18 protein-coding genes, 4 tRNA genes, 2 rRNA genes and 2 pseudogenes are annotated in these 24,083 nt (G+C 42.5%); 13 read left to right on the forward strand and 13 right to left on the reverse strand.

All coding sequences use genetic code 11. The features are described from left to right. The first annotated feature begins 78 nt into the window (after window positions 1–78). The 6 genes and pseudogenes from DXZ23_RS01460 to DXZ23_RS01485 all read left to right on the forward strand — a co-directional run bounded on the left by DXZ23_RS01460 (window position 79) and on the right by DXZ23_RS01485 (window position 5,179). Window positions 79–1,418 (forward strand): IS3 family transposase gene (locus DXZ23_RS01460; RefSeq protein ID WP_114995385.1). Its coding sequence is split into 2 segments (ribosomal slippage): window positions 79–529 and window positions 529–1,418, totalling 1,341 coding nucleotides; the frame shifts between segments, so codons are not numbered across the junction. A 25-nt stretch (window positions 1,419–1,443) separates the two neighbouring features. Further along, window positions 1,444–2,160: pseudogene (locus tag DXZ23_RS01465) on the forward strand (divalent metal cation transporter); the annotation flags it as partial. Between the two features lie 357 nt (window positions 2,161–2,517). Continuing rightward, the gene (locus tag DXZ23_RS01470; protein ID WP_017806393.1) at window positions 2,518–3,426 is read left to right on the forward strand and encodes an SPFH domain-containing protein; all 909 of its coding nucleotides are present in this window, start codon (window positions 2,518–2,520) and stop codon (window positions 3,424–3,426) included. 88 nt (window positions 3,427–3,514) lie between these two features. Continuing rightward, window positions 3,515–3,964: an NfeD family protein gene (locus DXZ23_RS01475; protein WP_017806392.1), complete on the forward strand. Its 450-nt coding sequence runs from the start codon at window positions 3,515–3,517 to the stop codon at window positions 3,962–3,964. A 7-nt stretch (window positions 3,965–3,971) separates the two neighbouring features. Further along, window positions 3,972–4,610, forward strand: a complete 639-nt coding sequence (locus tag DXZ23_RS01480) for an NAD(P)H-dependent oxidoreductase (RefSeq protein ID WP_017806391.1) — start codon at window positions 3,972–3,974, stop codon at window positions 4,608–4,610. Beyond that, the gene (locus DXZ23_RS01485; RefSeq protein WP_017806390.1) at window positions 4,610–5,179 is read left to right on the forward strand and encodes a TorD/DmsD family molecular chaperone; all 570 of its coding nucleotides are present in this window, start codon (window positions 4,610–4,612) and stop codon (window positions 5,177–5,179) included. The genes DXZ23_RS01480 and DXZ23_RS01485 overlap by 1 nt, the downstream gene beginning before the upstream one ends. A 119-nt stretch (window positions 5,180–5,298) precedes the next feature. Here DXZ23_RS01485 and DXZ23_RS01490 read toward each other — a convergent pair. The 7 genes and pseudogenes from DXZ23_RS01490 to grpE form a co-directional block, all read right to left on the reverse strand. Next, window positions 5,299–6,638 (reverse strand): IS3 family transposase gene (locus DXZ23_RS01490; RefSeq protein ID WP_114995385.1). Its coding sequence is split into 2 segments (ribosomal slippage): window positions 5,299–6,188 and window positions 6,188–6,638, totalling 1,341 coding nucleotides; the frame shifts between segments, so codons are not numbered across the junction. 59 nt (window positions 6,639–6,697) lie between these two features. Continuing rightward, window positions 6,698–7,051: pseudogene (locus tag DXZ23_RS01495) on the reverse strand (divalent metal cation transporter); the annotation flags it as partial. Window positions 7,052–7,208: 157 nt separating this feature from the next. Beyond that, window positions 7,209–7,283, reverse strand: a tRNA-Gln gene (locus DXZ23_RS01500). Window positions 7,284–7,310: 27 nt separating this feature from the next. Next, window positions 7,311–7,395: transfer RNA gene (locus DXZ23_RS01505), tRNA-Leu, on the reverse strand. Window positions 7,396–7,400: 5 nt separating this feature from the next. After that, window positions 7,401–7,477, reverse strand: a tRNA-Met gene (locus DXZ23_RS01510). A 146-nt stretch (window positions 7,478–7,623) separates the two neighbouring features. Continuing rightward, window positions 7,624–8,847 carry an ROK family transcriptional regulator gene (locus DXZ23_RS01515; protein ID WP_017806388.1) on the reverse strand — a complete coding sequence of 408 codons (1,224 nt, stop codon included), beginning with the start codon at window positions 8,845–8,847 and terminating at the stop codon, window positions 7,624–7,626. A gap of 498 nt (window positions 8,848–9,345) precedes the next feature. Then, window positions 9,346–9,954: a nucleotide exchange factor GrpE gene (grpE, locus tag DXZ23_RS01520; RefSeq protein WP_017806387.1), complete on the reverse strand. Its 609-nt coding sequence runs from the start codon at window positions 9,952–9,954 to the stop codon at window positions 9,346–9,348. Window positions 9,955–10,108: 154 nt separating this feature from the next. Between grpE and DXZ23_RS01525 the strand changes: the two genes are divergently transcribed. The 6 genes from DXZ23_RS01525 (at window position 10,109) to rplI (ending at window position 14,538) form a co-directional block, all read left to right on the forward strand. Further along, a complete protein-coding gene (locus DXZ23_RS01525) occupies window positions 10,109–11,023 on the forward strand; it encodes an NAD(+) kinase (RefSeq protein ID WP_017806386.1) in 915 nt (304 codons plus the stop codon). Window positions 11,024–11,100: 77 nt separating this feature from the next. Then, a complete protein-coding gene (recN, locus tag DXZ23_RS01530) occupies window positions 11,101–12,777 on the forward strand; it encodes a DNA repair protein RecN (protein ID WP_017806385.1) in 1,677 nt (558 codons plus the stop codon). Between the two features lie 366 nt (window positions 12,778–13,143). Next, window positions 13,144–13,521, forward strand: a complete 378-nt coding sequence (gene rpsF / locus DXZ23_RS01535) for a 30S ribosomal protein S6 (RefSeq protein ID WP_017806384.1) — start codon at window positions 13,144–13,146, stop codon at window positions 13,519–13,521. After that, entirely contained in the window at window positions 13,508–13,834 is a 327-nt protein-coding gene (gene priB / locus DXZ23_RS01540) for a primosomal replication protein N (protein WP_017806383.1), read from the forward strand. The genes rpsF and priB overlap by 14 nt, the downstream gene beginning before the upstream one ends. Before the next feature lie 12 nt (window positions 13,835–13,846). Continuing rightward, entirely contained in the window at window positions 13,847–14,071 is a 225-nt protein-coding gene (gene rpsR / locus DXZ23_RS01545) for a 30S ribosomal protein S18 (RefSeq protein ID WP_017806382.1), read from the forward strand. 17 nt (window positions 14,072–14,088) lie between these two features. Further along, window positions 14,089–14,538 (forward strand): 50S ribosomal protein L9, encoded by a 450-nt coding sequence (rplI, locus tag DXZ23_RS01550; protein WP_021723721.1) that lies wholly within the window; start codon window positions 14,089–14,091, stop codon window positions 14,536–14,538. Window positions 14,539–14,772: 234 nt separating this feature from the next. On the opposite strand, the gene DXZ23_RS01555 is transcribed toward rplI, so the two are convergent. From DXZ23_RS01555 to rng, 3 genes are all read right to left on the reverse strand, one after another. After that, window positions 14,773–15,975, reverse strand: coding sequence for an aspartate aminotransferase family protein (locus DXZ23_RS01555; protein WP_017806380.1), 1,203 nt, complete (start codon window positions 15,973–15,975; stop codon window positions 14,773–14,775). Window positions 15,976–16,055: 80 nt separating this feature from the next. Continuing rightward, window positions 16,056–17,504, reverse strand: coding sequence for a metalloprotease TldD (gene tldD / locus DXZ23_RS01560; RefSeq protein ID WP_017806379.1), 1,449 nt, complete (start codon window positions 17,502–17,504; stop codon window positions 16,056–16,058). Window positions 17,505–17,633: 129 nt separating this feature from the next. Further along, window positions 17,634–19,109, reverse strand: a complete 1,476-nt coding sequence (rng, locus tag DXZ23_RS01565; protein ID WP_017806378.1) for a ribonuclease G — start codon at window positions 19,107–19,109, stop codon at window positions 17,634–17,636. Between the two features lie 118 nt (window positions 19,110–19,227). Between rng and cmoB the strand changes: the two genes are divergently transcribed. Continuing rightward, window positions 19,228–20,193, forward strand: coding sequence for a tRNA 5-methoxyuridine(34)/uridine 5-oxyacetic acid(34) synthase CmoB (gene cmoB / locus DXZ23_RS01570; protein ID WP_017806377.1), 966 nt, complete (start codon window positions 19,228–19,230; stop codon window positions 20,191–20,193). Between the two features lie 343 nt (window positions 20,194–20,536). Here cmoB and rrf read toward each other — a convergent pair. The 3 genes from rrf to DXZ23_RS01585 form a co-directional block, all read right to left on the reverse strand. Then, window positions 20,537–20,652 (reverse strand): 5S ribosomal RNA (rrf, locus tag DXZ23_RS01575). Window positions 20,653–20,740: 88 nt separating this feature from the next. After that, window positions 20,741–23,741 (reverse strand): 23S ribosomal RNA (locus DXZ23_RS01580). 212 nt (window positions 23,742–23,953) lie between these two features. Next, window positions 23,954–24,029, reverse strand: a tRNA-Glu gene (locus DXZ23_RS01585). Between the last annotated feature and the right edge of the window lie 54 nt (window positions 24,030–24,083).

The following is a 24,083-nucleotide window of genomic DNA, read 5'->3' on the forward strand; positions in this document are numbered from 1 at the left end:
ATAAATTAAAAAGGCTTATTTTGATCTGCACCCCAAAAGTTGGACTAAATAACCAACTGATTAAGGTGCAGATTTTTTATGACTAAATATACTCAACGTTTCAAACAACAAGTGCTCGACTTTTATCATCAAAATGGAAAAAACCGTTCGCTTACTCGCCAGTATTTTCAGCTTCCCCAAAGCACGTTAGCACGTTGGATTGCGAAATTTAATCATAATGGAATCAATGGATTAGCTGTGTTAGGTAAAAAACGATGTTATTCTGTTGAGTTTAAATTAAAGGTTATTCAAGCTATCAAAAAAGGCCAGTGCTCCGCTGAAGCCGCCTGCTTTCGCTTTGATATCCCCAGTTCAGGGATAATTAGTCAATGGTTGCAACGCTTTGAAAAACAAGGTATAGATGGGTTATTACTCAAACCTAAAGGTCGTCCAAGTATGAAACTCAACTCACCTAAAATGCCACCAACGCCCAAAACAGAAGAAGAACGCTTGCGTTACCGAATTTTGGAATTAGAAGCGGAGAATGCAATGCTAAAAAAGTTGCAGGAACTCAACCAACAAAAAATGCAGAAAAAGCCGTCATCGTAAATGCCTTACGCTCGCGTTTCCCGTTGGAATTGTTACTCAGGCTAATCGGATTGGCACGCAGTTCGTTCTTTTATCATCTCAAGCCAAAGTCGGATAAAAATGTAGCGATTTCACAGAAAATAGAGGAAATTTATCGCAAAAATGACGAAAATTATGGTTATCGTCGAATTACCTTGGAATTAAGGAAATACTTGATTATCAACCACAAAAGGGGGCAAGCGATAATGCAACGTTTGGGGTTAAAAGGAAAAAGTAAGCAGAAAAAATATCGTTCTTACCAAGGCAAAGTGGGACACATTGCCGATAATCTGTTGCAACGGGATTTTACGGCAACGATGCCGAATGAGAAGTGGGTAACGGATATCACCGAGTTCAAATGTGCGGAAGGCAAAGTGTATTTATCGCCGATTAAAGACTTGTTTAATAACGAAATTATTGCTTATGATGTGGCGAGAAGTCCGAATTTTGAGCAGATAACCAGAATGTTGACCCAGGCGGTGAACCGATTAGCGGGGGAAAAACCGATACTGCATTCCGACCAAGGATGGCAGTATCAAATGATGGGTTATCAGGAGATATTGAAAAAATACGGTATTACGCAAAGTATGTCGAGAAAAGGTAATTGCCTTGATAATGGTGCGATGGAAAGCTTTTTCGGGCGATTGAAGACGGAATGTTACTTTGGCAAGCGGTTTGAAACCTTTGAACAGCTTGAAAAAGTGATTCACGAGTACATTCATTACTACAACAATGAGCGTATTCAAGTGAAGCTCAAAGGACTAAGCCCTGTGGAATACAGAACTCAGTCCTTGAATGAAATTAGAATATAGTCTAACTTTTTGGGGGCAGATCAATGATTATATTTCTCCTTCACCTTGGAATATTGCCTCATTAGCTTTTATTGTCGCATTAATGGGATGGATGCCTGCACCTATAGAACTTTCAGCAATTAATTCTATGTGGGTGGTAGCTAAACGTCGTTTGACAAAAGTTTCATATAAAGAAGGTATTTTTGATTTTAATGTTGGTTATATTAGTACAGCAATCCTCGCTTTAGTATTTCTTGCATTGGGAGCATTAGTTCAATTTGGTGCGGGTGAAAGTGTTCAAATGGTGGGCGGAAAATATATTGAACAACTCATCAATATGTATGCTTCTACGATTGGTGAATGGGCTAAAGAACTTATAGCGTTCATTGCGTTTATGTGTATTTTTGGTACGACGATTTCAATGCTAGATGGTTATTCTCGAGCTAATCTCGAGAGTTTGAGATTATTAATTGGCACTAAAGAAAGTCGTTTGAGTTTCTTGAACCTTTCAATTCTTTTTTCCACTATTTCGGTATTAATTGTTATTTTTGGTTTTAATGATGCTGTTGGACCAATGTTAAAATTGGCAATGATAGGTTCATTTGTTTCTACGCCAGTGTTTTCGTGGTTAAACTTATCTTTAGTGATGAAAGGTGAACACCGAGTGAAAGGGGGACTATTCTATTTATCTCTAATTGGATTAGTTTATCTTGCTGGGTTTACGCTCTTATTTATCGTTTCACAAATAGGTTGGCTGAAGTAAATGATTATGAAAAACACCGCACTTATAAAGTGTGGTGTTTGGCTTCTCAGCGATTTCTTATCTCTCATCTCTAAATGAAGACAACTATTTAGTATTGCTAGACATTTTTATAGTGAAGTAGCAGTTAAAGTTTAGTATTTTGTTTGAAGCTATGATGAATCCTTACATAGGCAGTTATCTATTTTTCATTGCTATTTACTCTATCGTCTTTTCTTACAATAATATAAAGTAAGTCATTGGTAAAACCTATTCTGAAATCAAATAGTGATACATCAAAATGGTAGATGTTTCTCTATACAAATGCCTATTTTATTTGTTAGACTTCAACCACTTATCAAGGTTTTAAAGGAGAAGAAAATGGAACTGCCTATTGTAACGCTTGTCTTTGTTTTATTAGTGATTGTGGTGTTGTTTTCCACATTGAAAACCGTGCCACAAGGCTATCATTGGACGATTGAACGTTTTGGTCGCTATACCCGCACTCTCACCCCAGGGCTAAATTTTGTTGTGCCTTTTGTTGATCGCGTTGGACGTAAGATCAATATGATGGAGCAAGTGCTAGACATTCCTTCACAAGAGGTCATCTCGAAAGATAACGCTAATGTGTCGATTGACGCAGTTTGTTTCGTGCAAGTGATTGACGCACGCCGCGCTGCTTATGAAGTGAATCATTTAGAGCAAGCTATCATTAATTTAACGATGACGAATATTCGCACCGTGTTAGGCTCAATGGAATTAGATGAAATGCTTTCCCAGCGTGATAGCATTAACGGACGTTTATTAGCCATTGTTGATGAAGCCACTAATCCTTGGGGGATCAAGGTTACGCGTATTGAAATCCGCGATGTTCGCCCACCGCACGAACTCATCGCCGCAATGAACGCACAAATGAAAGCGGAGCGAAATAAACGTGCTGAAATTTTAGAAGCAGAAGGGATTCGTCAAGCGGAAATCTTACGAGCAGAAGGGGAAAAGCAATCCCGTATTCTCAAAGCGGAAGGGGAACGTGCGGAAGCCTTTTTACAAGCGGAAGCCCGTGAGCGTGCCGCCGAAGCAGAAGCCAAAGCCACCCAAATGGTGTCGGAAGCCATTGCAGGTGGAAACACCAAAGCGATTAATTACTTTATCGCCCAAAAATATACCGAAGCCTTAAAAGAAATCGGCGGGGCAAACAACAGCAAAGTGGTGTTAATGCCACTTGAAGCAGGGAATTTAATCGGCTCTGTGGCAGGTATCGCCGAGCTACTAAAAGGCGAAAAACAATAAGTTTTGCCAATGAATATTGGGGCATTATGCCCCTTTTCTTATACCGCTCATTTTCATTACAAGTTTTTCATTATAAAGGAGGGATAAAATGGACTGGCTTTCAGCGTGGACGGCTTGGCATTGGCTCATTTTAGGGTTTGCTTTGCTTATTGCAGAGATTCTTATTCCAGGCGTTTTTCTGCTGTGGTGGGGATTAGCAGCCATTATTATTGCAGGCGTAATGGCATTATTCATCAGCTTATCCTTAACCATTCTCGTGATTGGTTATGCCATTTTAGCTCTGATACTAAGTTTTAGCTGGTGGAAATACCAACACAACAAAGATTTACAGGACCAATCGCACACCTCATTAAACCAGCGTGATCACGCAATGCTCGGCACAAAAGGCATTGTGCAAGAGATCAACGAAAACGGCATTGGACGCGGAGCGTTTGGGGATACCACTTGGCGTATTCAAGGCAACCACTTGCAAGTGGGGGATGCCGTTGAAGTGCATAAGGTGGACGGGATTACATTAATCGTCACTAAAATAGAATGATAACATTATGAAACATTTAATTATTTTTGCCCACCCAAATGGGCAGGGCAGTTTTAATCGCAGCGTATTAGAAGCGGTTGTTCGCAGTAGCCAAGAGCTTAATGTGGAGGCTCAAGTGCGGGATTTATATCAGCTCGATTTTGACCCTGTGATTTCTTGGGCAGAATTGCAAGGGGCAAATCAGGGCATTACCCCCGCAGAAATTCGCTATGAACATCATTTAATTCGTGAAGCGGATCTCATCACCTTAGTCTATCCCCTATGGTGGATGGGCTTTCCAGCCATTTTGAAAGGCTATTTAGATCGCGTGCTAAGCCACGGCTTCGCCTATAAAACCGAAGATGGACAGTCTGTCGGCTTATTACAAGGCAAAAAAATGCAACAATTTATCACCCTCGGCAGCAATGTCGAAAAATATCAACAGCTCGGCATTGATAAATCCTTGCGTGATTGCTTGGTTGATGGGCTGTTTAATTTCTGTGGCATTAGCGATATTCAGCATTGCTTCTTCGGCGATATTCATATTATTGACGATAACGCACGTCAGCAAATGCTTGATGACGCCGCGAAAATTACAATGCAAAATCTGACCGCACTTTGCAACGCTCACAACAATGTTCATAGCAACGATAAGGAAACACCATAATGAGCCAACAAAGTTTAAATCATTTTTCGTTGATCAGCCGCTTATTTGGAAATCTATTTTACCGCTCACCGCAAGATCCCACCTTGCAAAACATCTTTGTGTGGTTGCATCAACACCCGCTCAATGCTCTTTGGGCGTTGGAAACCGATAAGCAAAGCGAGCAAGCGTTAGCCGCATTGCAAATGAAGATCGACTTAGCCTTGCTCGATCAAGAATACCAACGCTTATTTGGTGGCGAAAATCCCTTAGTGAAAACCGATCTTGCAACTTATGGCATCGCTCCCGCGGATTTTCTTGCTTTTCGTCAAGAGCGAGGAATGCCTGAGGTAGAACAAAGTGCGGTGGATTTTCCCCTCGTTTTTCTCACCGCCTCTTGGATTGAAGACAATCTTGATTCCACAGAGGCCCAAAAAAACTTATTCGCCGAGTTTCTTCTACCTTGTGCAAGCAAATTTTTGTCCGCCGTGGAAACCCAAGCCAACTTACCTTTTTACCGCTCTCTTGCGATTCTTTCACGAGAAATCCTTTCCGCAATGGCTGATGAGTTGGAAGAGATTGCAGATAAATAATTATCTTCATATATGAAATGAGATGTTTCAAATGAGGATACTAGATAGCTTATTTAAAATTATAGTCGTTTGATTTTTTTAATAATGCCGTATTATGATCTGCCCCCAAAAAAGTTAGACTATATTCTAATTTCATTCAAGGACTGAGTTCTGTATTCCACAGGGCTTAGTCCTTTGAGCTTCACTTGAATACGCTCATTGTTGTAGTAATGAATGTACTCGTGAATCACTTTTTCAAGCTGTTCAAAGGTTTCAAACCGCTTGCCAAAGTAACATTCCGTCTTCAATCGCCCGAAAAAGCTTTCCATCGCACCATTATCAAGGCAATTGCCTTTTCTCGACATACTTTGCGTAATACCGTATTTTTTCAATATCTCCTGATAACCCATCATTTGATACTGCCATCCTTGGTCGGAATGCAGTATCGGTTTTTCCCCCGCTAATCGGTTCACCGCCTGGGTCAACATTCTGGTTATCTGCTCAAAATTCGGACTTCTCGCCACATCATAAGCAATAATTTCGTTATTAAACAAGTCTTTAATCGGCGATAAATACACTTTGCCTTCCGCACATTTGAACTCGGTGATATCCGTTACCCACTTCTCATTCGGCATCGTTGCCGTAAAATCCCGTTGCAACAGATTATCGGCAATGTGTCCCACTTTGCCTTGGTAAGAACGATATTTTTTCTGCTTACTTTTTCCTTTTAACCCCAAACGTTGCATTATCGCTTGCCCCCTTTTGTGGTTGATAATCAAGTATTTCCTTAATTCCAAGGTAATTCGACGATAACCATAATTTTCGTCATTTTTGCGATAAATTTCCTCTATTTTCTGTGAAATCGCTACATTTTTATCCGACTTTGGCTTGAGATGATAAAAGAACGAACTGCGTGCCAATCCGATTAGCCTGAGTAACAATTCCAACGGGAAACGCGAGCGTAAGGCATTTACGATGACGGCTTTTTCTGCATTTTTTGTTGGTTGAGTTCCTGCAACTTTTTTAGCATTGCATTCTCCGCTTCTAATTCCAAAATTCGGTAACGCAAGCGTTCTTCTTCTGTTTTGGGCGTTGGTGGCATTTTAGGTGAGTTGAGTTTCATACTTGGACGACCTTTAGGTTTGAGTAATAACCCATCTATACCTTGTTTTTCAAAGCGTTGCAACCATTGACTAATTATCCCTGAACTGGGGATATCAAAGCGAAAGCAGGCGGCTTCAGCGGAGCACTGGCCTTTTTTGATAGCTTGAATAACCTTTAATTTAAACTCAACAGAATAACATCGTTTTTTACCTAATACAGCTAATCCATTGATTCCATTATGATTAAATTTCGCAATCCAACGTGCTAACGTGCTTTGGGGAAGCTGAAAATACTGGCGAGTAAGCGAACGGTTTTTTCCATTTTGATGATAAAAGTCGAGCACTTGTTGTTTGAAACGTTGAGTATATTTAGTCATAAAAAATCTGCACCTTAATCAGTTGGTTATTTAGTCCAACTTTTGGGGTGCAGATCATTAGGCAATACAAAATTAAGAATCACCGCACTTAATAGAGAAATAGCAGTCATATTTATCACTGTCGAAAATATATTTAATAAGAAAAAAATCCATAAATATACTTTTCCCTTTTGCCGATAGCCATCTAACAGCGTATTACCCGTATCTAAGGTATATTGCACCCCAAAACGGAAAAAAGGATATTTGAATAAATTGGCTAAAATAATAATGATTGCCAACTGCCAGCCATAAATCGCTCCAGCTTGAGTTGAAGCAATAATGTGCGATCCACCAATTGCTGCAGATGCCATTAAGATGCCAAGTCCTAAAGCACTAAATTTGCTTTTCCAGCTTGATGTTGTTTCTGTTTGCATAGAAATTCCTTATATAAAGGGAGAAATTATAATTGATATAAAAAGAAAAAACAGATAGATAAATAAATTTTCATTCTGTTTCTACCTATTAATTCTAATGGTGAAATGCAATAGAAAAGAAATAATTGAAACGAAATGATATTGAGAAAAACTAATATGGCTGGGGTACTAGGATTCGAACCTAGGGATGCCGAGATCAAAACCCGGTGCCTTACCGCTTGGCGATACCCCATCCACTAAAGAATTGCAAGCTAATGAATGGTGCGGGACGAGGGACTTGAACCCACACACCTCGCGGCACCAGAACCTAAATCTGGTGCGTCTACCAATTTCGCCAGTCCCGCAAATATGGTGGCTATGACGGGATTCGAACCTGTGACCCCAACATTATGAGTGTTGTGCTCTAACCAACTGAGCTACATAGCCATTCATTTTTGCATTCACCTCATCGGCTTTGCGGGGCTAATTATGCTGATCTCGCCCCCCTTCGTCAACTCTTTTTTTTTGTTTTTTCTAAATTCTTTTTCGTTCGCATAGAGATTATACAAATTGATGGAAAAACCAACCGCACTTTACTCTGCAAGCAAATGTTGCAATAAACGCCCGTCAAGCAATGCTTGCTTAATCAAGGCAAATGCACCAATTACATCTTCATTTTTCAACTCTGAAACCACAAGTGGCGTATTTTTCACAAAAGCGGGCAAGGCAAGATGCTCTAGAGTGCGGCGAATAGCAGCAAAAAGCACATTCTTCGCTTGCGTAATTTCCCCTGAAATGACAATTTTCTCAGGGTTAAACATATTCACGCTCATCGCCAACACTCGCCCAATTTGCGTACCAACGTGTTCAATCAACTCCACCGCAATGGCATCCTGTTTATTGGTCGCTTTACAAATGGCTTCAATATCGTGGCTTTCTAGCGAAAGCCATTTGCTGGTATAACCCTCTTCCAGTAAGCGTTGCATTTTTTCTTCAATCGCCGCGTTGCTCACCACTGTTTCCAAGCAGCCCACATTGCCACATAAACAGCGTTTGCCGAGCGGATCAACCTGAATATGTCCGATTTCCCCCACATTATTTTTATAACCTAGAAACACTTCGTGATTAATCACAATTCCCGCCCCCACACCGCGATGAATCCTTAATAAGAGGGAATCATAGCAATCTTGAGTTACGCCAAAATAATGCTCCGCCAAAGCAAGACTTCGCACATCGTGTCCGATAAATGTCATTAATTGAAATTGTTGCGAAATATGAGCGGCAAGATCCCAAGGTTCATCGAGGGAAAAGTGCGGTAGGTGTTGAATTTGGTTGGTTTTGGCATCAACAAAGCCCGACACCGTAATGCCGATGGCGATAAATTCTGCATTGCGGCGTTGATTTTGCGTAATGAACTGAGATAAATGCTCGCACAAAAAGGCTTCCATTTCACTCACTTGATTGAACGCAGGCAGTGCGATCTCTTCTTTTTTCAGCAATTTTGTCGAGAGATCCATTATCGCTAAGGTCATACTCTCTTGCCCCAAGCGAATTAACAGCGTGCAAAAAGCTTTATATTCTGCCACAATAGAAGTCGGTCGCCGCCCGCCTGTGGATTCTTGTTGCTCCACTTCTTTAATTAAGCCACGCGATAATAAATTCCGCGTAATTTTCGTTACACTCGCGGGGGCAAGCTGGCTTAATTCTGAAATCTGAATACGAGAAATCGGTCCCTGCTGATCGATTAATTTATAAACCACCGCACTATTCATCTGTTTAACGAAATCAACATTTGCAATTTGATTATCTACTCGCATTCTTTTTCCCTCATTCATATCATCATTAAAATTTCAACATTCATTTTGCTGTATTTTCAACGATAATAACGCCAAACAATTAGCCTATTTTAAAATGAATTAGCAAAAAATCCTATAACTGGAAAACATTAAAAATGTGGGCTACGATCTGCATTCAAAAAATTATCCTTATCTTAGTTCAAAGTGCTAATTTTCACAGAGATGAGTCGTTCCAATTTCCGCTCATAATCCCCCTTATCTTTCCCATAAAAGCTTGTTTCATCTCTTTAACGTAGCAATTTTATCTTCTAATTCCAATATTGTTTTAACAATTTGAAAATATTAATAAATTAATGATCGATTTTATCATTTTAAAAATAAAACCTGATAACTTTCTGTTTGAAAGATTGTCGGTATTTAGGCATAAAAAATCTGCTCCTTACTCTGTTGATTTTTAATCCAACCTCTAGGGAGCAGACCAATTATTTTCCTTGTGAACTCTTTTTATTATGAAAAAGCCTATGCCGCAACCATTACCATTGCAGGGCGAATAACGCGTCCGTTTAATAAATAACCTTTTTGTAATACGGTAGTGATTTGATTGCTTTCAAAGCCTTCTGTTGGTTGCATTGAAATGGCTTGGTGTAGGTCAGGATTAAAGGTTTCCCCCACCACGCCCACCGCTTCCACGCCAAAGCGAGCGACGGTTGCGAGTAAGCCTTTTAAGGTTAATTCCACGCCATCAAGCACAGATTTCATTCCCTCATCTTCAGTGCTAACTTCCGTGGCTAAGGCACGTTCTAAATTATCAATAGTTTCCAATAAATCTTTGGCGAATTTTTCTAAGGCAAATTTATGAGCTTTTTCCACATCTTGCTCGGCACGACGGCGGATATTATCCATTTCCGCACGGCTGCGTAACAAAATATCTTGCTCTTTTTTCACTGTTTCAGCCAGTTGTTCTTCAAGTTCTTGAACGCGTGCAATGGCTTCTTCCAACGCATCGCCCTCTTCTACTGCAGGATTTTCCTGCTCTTCCGCCACAGTTTGTGCTTGTTCCGCTTGCGTTTCTTCGATTTTCACTTGTTCGACTTTCGCTTGTTCGGCTTGTTGTTCTTGTTCTGACATTGTTTTCTCCATCTATTCAAAATCTGAGGTATTGTAACAAAAAATAGAAAAATTGGCAGTGGTTAAACTTGGCTAGCCACTGGTAAGGTTTATGTGTAATATAGCTGCTAATTTTTTGAATTCAAGTGCGGTTCATTTTTCGCGAATTATGACTATGTCCCCAAATATCATTGATAATAACACCTTGCATCGTTCGTTTCAGACTATTGGATTAGTCGGGCGACCACGCAATGATGTGAATCTTCAAATGCACAAAAACCTTTTTCAATGGTTGTCAGAGAAAGGCTATCAAGTTTTAGTTGAAAAGCCTATTGGCGAACGGTTAGGTTTGCCCGCGGCACATCTGGCTGAATTAGAGGAAATTGGTCGCAATGCACAATTAGCCATTGTGATTGGCGGCGACGGTAATATGCTTGGGCGCGCAAGAATTTTAGCTAAATATGATATTGCTCTCATTGGCATAAACCGTGGCAATCTAGGTTTTTTAACCGATATTGATCCCAAAAATGCGTACGCACAGCTCGCAGCCTGCTTAGACAACGGTGAATTTTTTGTTGAAGAGCGTTTTTTGCTGGAAACGGCGATCGAACGAGAAAGGCAAATTATCGCCACCAGTAATGCGGTGAATGAGGTGGTGATCCACCCAGCCAAAATCGCACATATGATCGATTTTCACGTTTATATTAATGATAAACTGGCTTTTTCGCAGCGTTCTGACGGCTTGATTGTGTCCACGCCAACAGGCTCAACCGCCTATTCCCTTTCAGCAGGCGGGCCTATTCTTACCCCGCAACTCAATGCCATTGCACTTGTGCCGATGTTCCCGCACACTCTCTCTTCTCGCCCCTTAGTGATTGACGGCGAAAGTAAAATCTCCATTCGTTTTGCTGATTACAACACGGATCAACTGGAAGTGGGTTGCGATAGCCAAGTAGCACTGCCATTTACCCCTGATGATGTGGTGCATATTTATAAAAGCCAACATAAGCTTCGTTTATTGCATTTAAAAAATTACAATTATTACAATGTGTTAAGCACAAAATTAGGCTGGCTACGCAATTCTGCCTAAAAAATTTTAATAAACCTCTTTACTGTAAATAAAAACAGTTATAAACTGATAAACATACAGTTAAACGGGAGTTTATTATGCTTATTCAACTTACGATCAATAATTTCGCCATTGTTCATCATCTTGATATTGAATTTGCTCAGGGTATGTCTGTCATTACTGGGGAAACGGGGGCGGGGAAATCCATTGCGATTGACGCACTCGGCGTTTGTTTAGGACAACGTACAGAAAGTGCGATGCTACGTGAAGGACAAAACCGTGCGGATATTTGTGCGACATTCCAAATTGTGCCACAAAGCCCCGCTGCAGAATGGCTAAAATCGCAAGAATTGCACGATGAAGATAACCCCGAAAACTGTATTTTACGCCGTATCATCAATGCTGATGGGCGTTCTAAAGGCTTCATCAACAGTATTCCTGTGTCCGCAACCCAGCTCAAAGAACTTGGGCAACTTTTGGTTCAAGTGAATGGACAACATTGCTCCCAGCGGCTACTCAAAAACGATTATCAACTGACTTTACTCGATCAATACTGTGCCAATAATGAATTGCTTGCGAACGTGCAGAAACAATATCGTCAATGGAAAACGCTACAACGGCAGGTAAATACCTTTAAGCAACGCTGTGCGGAAAATGAAGCGAAAAAACAACTGTTGCAATATCAAGTGGAAGAACTGGATCAGTTCGCACTACAAGAAAATGAATATGCCGATCTCGAAGAAGAATATCACCGCCTAGCAAATAGCGAAGAACTCACAAACCTTTCGCAATCGGTTTTAAATACCCTCAGTGAAAACGATGAATTAAATGTTGATAGCTTGCTCTACCGCACAATCCAAAATTTGGAAGAGTTGCACAGTTTAGATCCGCACTATGAAGAAGCCTTAACGATGTTGCAAGAAGCCTTAATTCAGGTGCAAGAAGCCAGTTCCGAAATTCAGCATTTATCTGCCAATATTGAACAAGACCCTTATCGCTTACAAGAAGTTGAACAGCGTATGGGGCAGGCACTGCAATTAGCCCGCAAACATAATGTAAAAGCGGAAGAATTAGTGAGTTTGCACCAATCGCTCAAACAAGAACTTGAACAATTAATGGCATTCGCCGATAGCGAAGAAGCCCTTATCGAACAAGAAAAACAGGCTCATCAACAGCTACTTGAAGCTGCCAAACTCTTAAGTTTAAGCCGTCAAAAAGGGGCAGCAAAATTATCGACACAGGTAACCAAAGGCATTAAACAACTCGCTATGGAAAATGCGGTCTTTTCCATTAATCTAGACGCATCAGAAAGCAACCTTACCAGTAACGGAATGGATCAAATTCAATTCATTTTACAGGCGAATTTAGGGCAATCCGCCCAGCCACTCGCCAAAGTGACATCAGGTGGGGAACTTTCTCGTATCACTTTAGTTATGCAGGTGCTGACTTCAGACAAATCCGCAATCCCAACCCTAATTTTTGATGAAATTGATGTTGGGATCAGCGGTGCAACAGCAAGTGTTGTCGGCAAACTATTACGCAAACTCGGCAACAAATGCCAAGTCATTTGCGTAACCCACTTACCGCAAGTCGCCTGCTGCGGTCATCAACATTTCTCCGTTGAAAAACACACTGTTGCGGGAAAAACAGAAACAAAAATGACCGCACTTTCAAAACAACAACGTGTTAAAGCCCTAGCAAAATTATTAGGCTCAACAAAAATCACCGAAACAGCGATTGCTAATGCGGAGGAAATGCTTGGTTTAATTGCATAATTAAACTGTATACAGTTTGAATTTAACATCTAAATAGAAAAATATGAGCGTTTAGTTTCAAAATTACCCTATACCATTTCGTATCTAATGTATAATCCATCCTTTCCGGCTTATGGATGGCTCTGCCTTATGCTTAAGTCAAATATTGTATCTTTTGGACTATATTTTCTTCTATTACATCCAGCATTAGCAAACAAACTTTTTCCCCCATCTAATAACATTAAATACGATAATTTTCCTTGTATTCTTCTATTAATCCTGTATAATCGCACGCCTTACAGCTACATCATCATTTTCGTTCCTTGCTTCCGCAAGATTGGTAGCTGGTCTTACAGTCGGAGGCTGATTAACCCGTAAGGAGCAGTAATGCGTCACTACGAAATCGTGTTTATGGTTCATCCGGACCAAAGCGAACAAGTACCAGCGATGATTGAGCGCTATACCAATTCTATTAAAGAAGCGGGCGGTCAAATCCATCGTTTAGAAGATTGGGGTCGCCGTCAATTAGCTTACCCAATCAACAAATTACACAAAGCACATTATGTGCTAATGAATGTAGAAGTGCCTCAAGAAGTCATCGACGAGCTAGAAACAGCATTCCGTTACAACGACGCAGTTCTTCGTAACGCAATTATTCGTACTAAGCACGCCGTAACAGAAGCGTCCCCAATGGTTAAAGCACGCGAAGAGCGTAAACCTTTAGCTGAAGTTGAAAACAACGATTTTGAGGATGCTGAAGAGTAATTCAAAGGTTGATAATCGCTTCTCATTAATTGGGCGAGTTACTGACTTTCCCAAGCGAAGCAAAAGCCCTAACGGCATTGAACATTGTCGCTTTTATTTAGAACATCGTTCAGAGCAACAAGAAGCGGGTTTGCCCCGTCAAGCGTGGTGTAAAATCGCAGTTCAAGTTAGTGGCAATCAATTAATTGCAAAAACTCAAAGCATTACGGTCGGCAGTAATTTATTGATAGCGGGGTTTATCACCTCACACAAATCTGCAAATGGTTTAAGTCAATTAGTATTACACGCCGAGCAAATCGAATTTATAGATTAGGAGACTAGCCAAATGGCACGTTATTTCCGTCATCGTAAGTTCTGCCGCTTTACAGCGGAAAACGTTCAAGAAATCGATTACAAAGATATCGCAACGTTAAAGAACTATATTTCAGAGAGCGGCAAAATTGTTCCAAGCCGTATTACCGGTACTCGTGCGAAGTATCAACGTCAATTAGCTCGTGCAATCAAACGCGCGCGTTTCTTAGCGTTACTTCCATACACTGATAATCAGTAATTAAGGAGAATACGGTAATGCAAGTAATTCTTTTAGATAAAGTTGTTCACCTCGGTAACGTTGGTGATCAAGTAAACGTTAAATCTGGTTATGCACGTAACTTCTTAATCCCACAAGGGAAAGCGGTTATGGCAACCAAAGCTAACGTTGAATATTTTGAAGCACGTCGTGCTGAATTAGAAGAAAAAGCAGCGAAAGCACTTGTGGCAGCTATGGATCGTGCAGAACGTCTTGAAGCTCTTGAGTCTGTAACTATCGCAAGTAAAGCGGGTGATGAAGGCCGTCTATTCGGTTCTATCGGTACTCGTGATATTGCTGATGCTATCACAGCTCGTGGTGTTGAAGTAGCGAAAAGCGAAGTGCGTTTACCAAACGGTTTAATCCGTACCACTGGTGAACACGAAGTGCGTTTCCAACTTCACGGTGAAGTATTCGCAACATTAAACATTATTGTTGTTGCTGAATAATTTCATTCTTCACTGATAAAGATTAATCAAACCTACGATTTTATCGTAGGTTTTTTCTTTATCTCTATCCTAGAAAAAGGTACATAAAAATCAAATTTCTTAGCCAATAGCATTTAACCCAAAGGGTTAATCATCGCAATTGCTTCAAATAATCTACTTATTAGATAATATAAATAATTTATGTAGTATAAACTAATGACCCGTGACAATGAAAAATTTTACAACATAAAATAATTACCGTATTTCTTCTAACGTTTTTTCTAAATATTTTAATCCTTCCATCAACTCATCTTCAGAAATATTCAACGCAGGTGCAAAACGCAGGACATTTGGGCCAGCGACTAAAATCATCAGACCATTTTCGGCAGCTTTTTTAACAAATTCCATCGCTTTGCCGTGATATTCTTCTTTTAACTCTGCCCCAATGAGTAATCCCACTCCGCGAATTTCACTGAATAACTGAAATTTCTGGTTAATCTCGTTCAGTTTTTGCATCAAAAATTCAGAAGTGCGGTGTGTTTTTTGTAAGAATTTTGGGTCAGAAAGAATATCCAGCACTTTACTGGCTACGGCACAAGCCAGTGGGTTTCCGCCAAATGTCGTGCCGTGAACGCCTACCGAGAAACTTTGTGCGATGCGGTCTGTGGTAAGCATTGCTCCAATAGGAAAGCCGTTGCCCAAGGCTTTTGCGGAAGTGAGAATGTCGGGAATCACGCCGTATTTCATATAAGCATAGAGATAACCCGTGCGTGATAGCCCCGTTTGCACTTCATCAAAAATAAGCAAGGCATTATTTTCATCACAAAGTTGGCGTAGCCCTTGCAAAAATTCAGGATTTGCGGGCTTCACGCCACTTTCGCCCTGAATAGGTTCAACAATCACGGCACAAGTGTGATCATCAATCACCGCCTTAACGGCATCAAGATCATTGAAAGGAACGTGAATAATATCCGCTGGTTTCGGCCCGAAGCCATCAGAATATTTTGCTTGCCCCCCAACGCTTACGGTAAACAATGTCCGCCCGTGAAAGCTCTGTTTGAATGCAATGATTTTACTTTTTTGCGAACCAAAATGATCCACCGCATAACGGCGTGCTAGCTTCAACGCCGCTTCATTGGCTTCCGCACCAGAATTAACAAACATTACACGCTCAGCAAAGGTTTTTTCAACCAGTTTACTCGCCAATTCAAGGCTTGGCTCACTGGTAAACCAGTTACTGGAATGCCACAGCGTTTCCCCTTGTTGCTTCAGCACCTCAACAATTTCATCAGGACAATGCCCTAAGGCATTCACCGCAATTCCACTGGTAAAATCAATGTATTCACGCCCTTGGCTGTCCCAAACGCGGCTGCCTTTCCCTCTAACGGGAATAAAATCTGCAGGGGAATAATTTTGGATCATCACTTCATCAAAGGTTTTTCTCGTATAAGCGTTCATTTGCAATCCCTAAATGTGCGAAAAAGTGAAGCTAGCATAATTCAAACTGAATATTTAATCAATTATTTTGAATAAAAAAATCAATTTGTACCGCCAACGGTTATCTGCTCAATTTTTAATGCGGGCTGACCGACGCCAACAGGCACGCTTTGCCCCTCTTTACCACATACGCCGATGCCGTGATCAATTTCAACGCTGTCGGCAACCATTGAAATATTTTGCATTACTTCAATACCGCTTCCGATCAAGGTTGCACCTTTGACGGGCTGCGTGATTTTGCCATTCTCAATTAAATAGGCTTCCGATGTGGAGAACACGAATTTCCCCGAAGTAATGTCCACCTGCCCGCCACCAAAGTGCGGTGCAAAAATGCCACGATCTACAGAAGCAATCAGATCATCAAATTTGCTTTGTCCCGCTAACATATAGGTGTTCGTCATTCTTGGCATCGGCAAATGTGCATAACTTTCACGGCGACCATTTCCCGTTGGGGCAACCCCCATTAAGCGAGCGTTCATTTTATCCTGCATATAACCTTGCAAAATACCGTCTTTAATCAAGACATTACATTGACTTGGCACGCCCTCATCATCAATAGTGAGCGAGCCACGGCGGTTAGGCAATGTGCCGTCATCAACAATAGTGCAAAGGGGAGAAGTAACCAATTCCCCGATTTTTCCTGTGAATAATGAGCTTTCTTTACGGTTAAAATCCCCCTCCAAGCCGTGCCCCACCGCTTCGTGCAACAATACCCCTGGCCAGCCTGCCCCTAACACCACAGGCATTAACCCTGCGGGTGCAGGAATCGCGTTGAGGTTCACTAAGGCTTGGCGTACCGCTTCTTTGGTAAAAGCAACGGCTCGCATTTCACCATTTTCTACCTCAAAGAACCAATCTAACCCAAAGCGACCACCACAGCCCGCACTGCCCCGTTCACGCTTACCCTTTTCCTCCACTAAAATGGAAATGGAAAGGCGAACTAAGGGGCGAATATCAGCAGCAAGCGTGCCATCGGTCGCGGCGATCAGCACTTCCTCATAAATCGCACTAAGGCTTGCGGACACCTTAGTAACCCTTGGATCAGCGGATCGGGCTGTGCGATCCACCAAATAGAGCAATTCGATTTTTTGCTCTTTGCTAAAACTGTCTAACGGATTAATCGGCTGATAACGCAGAATAGGCTGCGTCGTAGAAAAGGAGCGAGGCTGGATAAAACTTTGCTGAGTTATTTGAGCAATGCCCTTGACCGCATTGGCACATTGCTGCAAGTTGGCAAGATCGATTTGATCCGCATAAGCAAACCCCGTTTTCTCACCACTCACGGCACGCACGCCAACTCCACGCTCAATATGGAAACCACCCTCTTTAATAATGCCATCTTCCAGCACCCAGCTTTCATCTTGGCTAAGCTGGAAATACAAATCCGCATAGTCAATATTGCGGTGATCCATTAGGTTGAAAACCTCAATTAACGCTTTGCGATCCAAATGATTTGGGCTAAGCAAAGACGCGGTTACTTTTTCTAACATTTTCTTTCTCGTTAATTAAAATGATTAAGGTAGTCTATTCGCCTACCTTGCTATTCGATAAAAAATCGCCATTTTATACCGCACTTCTCTTTATGCCAAAATAAAGTGCGGTCATTTTTTGTGATGATTTTACATCACCACCACATCAAACTGTTCTTGATGATAAAAGGCTTCTGTTTTGATTTGAATTTGTTTACCAACGAACACTTCTAGCTCCGCAACTAAGCCGTGGCTTTCTTCATTAATCAAGTATTCGGCGACGGCTCTGGAGGCGTAAACCACAAATTTTTCACTATCAAAAAGATGATGAACGCGGATAATTTCACGCATAATTTCGTAGCAAATGGTTTCCACCGTTTTCACCCGTCCACGCCCTTTGCATTCAGGGCATTCATCGCATAAAACGTGTTCCAAACTTTCACGCGTGCGTTTGCGCGTCATTTCCACCAAACCGAGCTGAGTAAAGCCGTTCACACTGGTTTTTACGCGATCTTTCGCCAGTGCTTCTTGTAAGGATTCCAGCACGCGGGTTTGATGCTCTTCTTTTTGCATATCAATAAAATCAATGATGATAATGCCACCGAGATTGCGTAGCTGAAGCTGTTGCGCAATGGCTTTGGTGGCTTCAATATTGGTATTGAAAATGGTTTCTTCAAGGTTACGATGCCCGACAAACGCCCCTGTGTTAATGTCGATGGTGGTCATTGCTTCGGTCTGCTCAATAATCAAATAGCCGCCTGATTTGAGGTTCACCCGTTTATCTAAGGCGGTATGAATGGCATTTTCCACCCCATATACATCAAATAATGGCTGATTTCCCGAATGTAGCACGAGCTTATTTGTTAAACTCGGGATAAATTCTTCGGTAAATTGTTTCACTTCGTTGAAGCAGAGATTGGAGTCAATCCGAATGCGTTCTAAATCCACGCCGATAAAATCGCGTAAAATTCGCTGAGGCAATGCCAATTCGCCATAAAGCATTGAACAGGTTGGATATTTCGCTCGGCGTTCCATTACTTTACGCCATAAGCGTTTTAAAAACTCGGCATCTTGTAACAGCTCTTCTTCACTTGCCCCCTCCGCGGCGGTGCGAATAATAAACCCACCTAGCTCATCACAAAGAGGCAGCACCAACTCTTTTAATCTCGCCCGTTCTTCTTCACTTTCAATCCGTTGAGATACGCCAACGTGGCTATTTTCTGGCATAAATACCAAATAGCGGGAGGGCAGAGTAATATCCGTGGTGAGCCTTGCCCCTTTTGTGCCAAGGGGATCTTTCACCACTTGCACCACAATATCTTGCCCCTCTCGCACAAGCTCGGCGATGTCTTTGACGATAAATTGCTTTTTCTCGTTTTCATCAACGCATTCGGTGTGAGAAACAATATCAGAGGCGTGCAAAAAAGCCGCTTTTTCCAACCCAATATCCACAAAAGCAGATTGCATACCGGGCAAAACTCGGGTAACGCGACCTTTATAAATGTTGCCGACAATGCCTCGCTTGGCTTGGCGTTCGATATGCACTTCTTTCAAAATGCCCGTATCAATCAGGGCGATACGGGTTTCACTCGGGGTTACATTGACTAATAATTCTACGGTTTCCATATATTATTTATGATTAATTGATCTATTGCCTAGTCTAACCAAAAGGAAAATAGAATAACAGAGGCAAATCAGGTAAAATGTGACCTTTCTCAACTTTTCACCTAGAAATGACAACAAGATGATCGACTTTCGCCCTTTTTATCAACAAATTGCCACCAGTCCGCTATCTGCGTGGCTAGAAACCCTGCCTGCACAACTTAAACAATGGGAAAAACAAGCCCACGGTGATTATGCGAAATGGGCAAAAATTGTGGATTTTTTGCCCGAGCTACAAGCAAGCCATATTGATTTAAAAAGTGCGGTGTTATCTCAAGGTGATTTTGAATTGAGTGCGGGCGAACGCCAACGCATTATCCATCATCTCAAACAATTAATGCCGTGGCGTAAAGGGCCTTATCATCTTTTTGGTATTCATATTGATTGCGAATGGCGTTCGGATTTTAAATGGGATCGCGTCCGTCCACACCTTGCTCCACTTAAAGATCGGCTAGTTTTAGATGTAGGCTGTGGCAGCGGCTATCATATGTGGCGAATGGTTGGCGAAGGGGCAAAAATGGTAGTGGGTATCGACCCAACAGAACTTTTCTTATGCCAGTTTGAAGCCGTCCGCAAACTGCTCAATAATGATCGCCGAGCCAATTTAATCCCGCTCGGTATTGAACAAATGCAGCCCTTAGGCGTGTTTGATACGGTGTTTTCAATGGGCGTGTTATACCATCGCAAATCTCCCTTTGAGCATTTCACCCAGTTGCGAAACCAACTGACGCAAGGGGGCGAGCTGGTTTTGGAAACCTTAGTGATTAACGGCGATGAAAATACCGTCCTTGTCCCACAAGATCGCTATGCCAAAATGAAAAATGTCTATTTCATTCCCTCCGTGAAAGCCCTGATTTTATGGCTTGAAAAGAGCGGTTTTCACAACGTCCGCTGTGTTGATGTTGAAATCACCAGCCTAGACGAACAACGTAAAACAGAATGGCTAGAAAATGAAAGCCTGATTGATTTCCTTGCTCCACAAGATCACAGCAAAACCATTGAAGGCTACCCCGCTCCGAAAAGAGCAGTGATTTTGGCAAATAAATAACTAGAAAAATACCGCACTTACAATAATGTGAAAATATAAATAAGAGTAAAATACTTTGCTCTTATTTATCGCTTCTTATAATGCTCTTTTTTAAAAGTATAAAACCAAAGTGCGGTGTAATTTTGTCAGATTTTTTCTGATATAAGTACATCTTATAATACTCATCTAAATGATATTTATAGCTACTAGAACTTTCTCAAAATCAACTGAGGTAAATCCCATTAGCCTATTTAAAGGATAAAATGCAATATCCAGTAAGCCCAAAAATACAAGAAAATATAAACATAAGAAACAACAAAAAACACCATCGAGTTCCCTCAATGGCGTTCTTCTTTCATTCAAAACCTGGCGGTGTCCTACTCTCACATGGGAAATTCCCACACTACCATCGGCGTTACAGCGTTTCACTTCTAAGTTCGGCATGGATTTAGGTGGGTCCACTGCACTTTCGCCGCCAAGATAATTCTTTAAATTCTTTACATTCTTTATCTTTTCTATTCGTTCTTTACTTCTTTAACAAAAACAAGCCAAAACCCTTGAGCGTTGTATAGTTAAGCCTCTCGGGCAATTAGTACTGGTTAGCTCAACGGCTCACACCGCTTACACACCCAGCCTATCTACGTCGTCGTCTCCAACAACCCTTACTGACTTTAAGTCAGGGAGAACTCATCTTGAGGCAAGTTTCGTGCTTAGATGCTTTCAGCACTTATCTCTTCCGCATTTAGCTACCCAGCAGTGCCTCTGGCGAGACAACTGGTACACCAGTGATGCGTCCACTCCGGTCCTCTCGTACTAGGAGCAGCCCCTCTCAATTCTCCAACGCCCACGGCAGATAGGGACCGAACTGTCTCACGACGTTCTAAACCCAGCTCGCGTACCACTTTAAATGGCGAACAGCCATACCCTTGGGACCTACTTCAGCCCCAGGATGTGATGAGCCGACATCGAGGTGCCAAACACCGCCGTCGATATGAACTCTTGGGCGGTATCAGCCTGTTATCCCCGGAGTACCTTTTATCCGTTGAGCGATGGCCCTTCCATTCAGAACCACCGGATCACTATGACCTGCTTTCGCACCTGCTCGACTTGTCTGTCTCGCAGTTAAGCTTGCTTATACCATTGCACTAACCTGACGATGTCCGACCGTCATTAGCAAACCTTCGTGCTCCTCCGTTACTCTTTGGGAGGAGACCGCCCCAGTCAAACTACCCACCAGACACTGTCCGAGTACCCGTTTCAGGCACTTCGTTAGAACATCAAACGTTAAAGGGTGGTATTTCAACAACGACTCCACGATAACTGGCGTTACCGCTTCACAGTCTCCCACCTATCCTACACATCAAAATTCAAGGTTCAGTGTCAAGCTATAGTAAAGGTTCACGGGGTCTTTCCGTCTAGCCGCGGGTACACCGCATCTTCACGGCGATTTCAATTTCACTGAGTCTCGGGTGGAGACAGCCTGGCCATCATTATGCCATTCGTGCAGGTCGGAACTTACCCGACAAGGAATTTCGCTACCTTAGGACCGTTATAGTTACGGCCGCCGTTTACTGGGGCTTCGATCTGGAGCTTCTCTTTCGATTACACCATCAATTAACCTTCCAGCACCGGGCAGGCATCACACCCTATACGTCCACTTTCGTGTTTGCAGAGTGCTGTGTTTTTAATAAACAGTTGCAGCCAGCTGGTATCTTCGACCGGTTCAACCTTCGTGAGCAAGTCACTACAATCTACGCCGGCGCACCTTCTCCCGAAGTTACGGTGCTATTTTGCCTAGTTCCTTCACCCGAGTTCTCTCAAGCACCTGAGTATTCTCTACCTGACCACCTGTGTCGGTTTTCAGTACGGTTTAGTAAAGCCTGAAGCTTAGTGGCTTTTCCTGGAAGTGTGGTATCAGTTACTTCAGCACCTTAGTGCCTCGTCATCATCTCTCAGTGTTAACGGTGAGCCGGATTTGCCTAACTCACCCACCTACCAACTTAAACGACCATTTCCAACAGGTCGATAACCTAACCTTCTCCGTCCCCACATCGCAACTTTACCAAGTACGGGAATATTAACCCGTTTCCCATCGACTACGCTTTTCAGCCTCGCCTTAGGGGCCGACTCACCCTGCCCCGATTAACGTTGGACAGGAACCCTTGGTCTTCCGGCGAACGGGTTTTTCACCCGTTTTATCGTTACTTATGTCAGCATTCGCACTTGTGATACGTCCAGCAATCCTCTCGAACCACCTTCTTCCGCTTACACAACGCTCCCCTACCCAACAGACGTATCACTAATATCCCTCTTCGATTCTTTGCCATTACACTCAACGTGTTTTTCGCTTTACCCACTTGCTTCGCAAGTGGTTAATCGTTAAGGCGTATTAGTGATACGCCTGATGCCGCAGCTTCGGTACTATATTTTAGCCCCGTTACATCTTCCGTGCAGGCCGACTCGACTAGTGAGCTATTACGCTTTCTTTAAATGGTGGCTGCTTCTAAGCCAACATCCTAGCTGTCTAAGCCTTCCCACTTCGTTTCCCACTTAATATAGATTTTGGGACCTTAGCTGGCGGTCTGGGTTGTTTCCCTCTCCACGACGGACGTTAGCACCCGCCGTGTGTCTCCTGTGCATTACTCTTTGGTATTCGGAGTTTGCATCGGTTTGGTAACCCAGGATGGGCCCCTAGCCGAAACAGTGCTCTACCCCCAAAGGTATTCACACAAGGCTCTACCTAAATAGATTTCGGGGAGAACCAGCTATCTCCCGGTTTGATTGGCCTTTCACCCCCAGCCACAAGTCATCCGCTAATTTTTCAACATTAGTCGGTTCGGTCCTCCAGTTAGTGTTACCCAACCTTCAACCTGCCCATGGCTAGATCACCGGGTTTCGGGTCTATACCTTGCAACTCAACGCCCAGTTAAGACTCGGTTTCCCTTCGGCTCCCTTATTCAGTTAACCTCGCTACAAAATATAAGTCGCTGACCCATTATACAAAAGGTACGCAGTCACCCTTGCGGGCTCCCACTGCTTGTACGTACAGGGTTTCAGGTTCTATTTCACTCCCCTCACCGGGGTTCTTTTCGCCTTTCCTTCACAGTACTGGTTCACTATCGGTCAATCAGGAGTATTTAGCCTTGGAGGATGGTCCCCCCATCTTCAGACAGGATTCCTCGTGTCCCGCCCTACTTCTCGTAAGCTTAGTACCACAGCCTGGATTTTAAGTACGGGGCTATCACCCTGTGTCGCTTGCCTTCCCAGACAATTCCTCTATCTCTGCTGCTATTACTTACTGGCTCCTCCGCTTTCGCTCGCCGCTACTCACAGAATCTCGGTTGATTTCTTTTCCTCGGGGTACTTAGATGTTTCAGTTCTCCCGGTTCGCCTTACGAGGCTATTTTATTCACCTCGCAATGATAGGCTCTTCGCCTATCGGGTTTCCCCATTCGGACATCGTGGGTTAAACGCTTCTTATCAACTCACCCACGCTTTTCGCAGATTAGCACGTCCTTCTTCGCCTCTGATTGCCAAGGCATCCGCCCTGTACGCTTTCTCACTTAACTATACAACCTCAAGGATTTTTCCCCGAAGTTGTTCTCTCGTTGAGAACGCTTACTTGCTTTTGTTCAAGTAAGTCTTTTTACTCAGACTTTTTCAATTTAATCAGAAAGCAGTTCTATTACTCTCACCACTCCCTCATTAGCTTGAAAGTCTCTTCAGTTTTCAGCTTGTTTTTACATTGTTAAAGAGCAAATCGCGAAAAATTCGCTTTCTATGGCGTCCCCTAGGGGATTCGAACCCCTGTTACCGCCGTGAAAGGGCGATGTCCTAGGCCTCTAGACGAAGGGGACAACATAGAAAGCGTCTCTCTGCTTTATTAACGTGCGGTGTGATTTTAAGCCATT

Origin of the sequence: Avibacterium paragallinarum (assembly GCF_900450705.1) — a bacterium.
In the GTDB taxonomy this organism is placed as follows: domain Bacteria; phylum Pseudomonadota; class Gammaproteobacteria; order Enterobacterales; family Pasteurellaceae; genus Avibacterium; species Avibacterium paragallinarum.

What these genes read in the sequence shown, in the direction of transcription:
- DXZ23_RS01470 (WP_017806393.1), top strand. Translation starts at nt 2,518, where the DNA reads ATGGAACTGCCTATTGTAACGCTTGTCTTTGTTTTATTAGTGATTGTG.
- DXZ23_RS01475 (WP_017806392.1), top strand. Translation starts at nt 3,515, where the DNA reads ATGGACTGGCTTTCAGCGTGGACGGCTTGGCATTGGCTCATTTTAGGG.
- DXZ23_RS01480 (WP_017806391.1), top strand. Translation starts at nt 3,972, where the DNA reads ATGAAACATTTAATTATTTTTGCCCACCCAAATGGGCAGGGCAGTTTT.
- DXZ23_RS01485 (WP_017806390.1), top strand. Translation starts at nt 4,610, where the DNA reads ATGAGCCAACAAAGTTTAAATCATTTTTCGTTGATCAGCCGCTTATTT.
- DXZ23_RS01515 (WP_017806388.1), bottom strand. Translation starts at nt 8,847, where the DNA reads ATGCGAGTAGATAATCAAATTGCAAATGTTGATTTCGTTAAACAGATG.
- grpE (WP_017806387.1), bottom strand. Translation starts at nt 9,954, where the DNA reads ATGTCAGAACAAGAACAACAAGCCGAACAAGCGAAAGTCGAACAAGTG.
- DXZ23_RS01525 (WP_017806386.1), top strand. Translation starts at nt 10,109, where the DNA reads ATGTCCCCAAATATCATTGATAATAACACCTTGCATCGTTCGTTTCAG.
- recN (WP_017806385.1), top strand. Translation starts at nt 11,101, where the DNA reads ATGCTTATTCAACTTACGATCAATAATTTCGCCATTGTTCATCATCTT.
- rpsF (WP_017806384.1), top strand. Translation starts at nt 13,144, where the DNA reads ATGCGTCACTACGAAATCGTGTTTATGGTTCATCCGGACCAAAGCGAA.
- priB (WP_017806383.1), top strand. Translation starts at nt 13,508, where the DNA reads ATGCTGAAGAGTAATTCAAAGGTTGATAATCGCTTCTCATTAATTGGG.
- rpsR (WP_017806382.1), top strand. Translation starts at nt 13,847, where the DNA reads ATGGCACGTTATTTCCGTCATCGTAAGTTCTGCCGCTTTACAGCGGAA.
- rplI (WP_021723721.1), top strand. Translation starts at nt 14,089, where the DNA reads ATGCAAGTAATTCTTTTAGATAAAGTTGTTCACCTCGGTAACGTTGGT.
- DXZ23_RS01555 (WP_017806380.1), bottom strand. Translation starts at nt 15,975, where the DNA reads ATGAACGCTTATACGAGAAAAACCTTTGATGAAGTGATGATCCAAAAT.
- tldD (WP_017806379.1), bottom strand. Translation starts at nt 17,504, where the DNA reads ATGTTAGAAAAAGTAACCGCGTCTTTGCTTAGCCCAAATCATTTGGAT.
- rng (WP_017806378.1), bottom strand. Translation starts at nt 19,109, where the DNA reads ATGGAAACCGTAGAATTATTAGTCAATGTAACCCCGAGTGAAACCCGT.
- cmoB (WP_017806377.1), top strand. Translation starts at nt 19,228, where the DNA reads ATGATCGACTTTCGCCCTTTTTATCAACAAATTGCCACCAGTCCGCTA.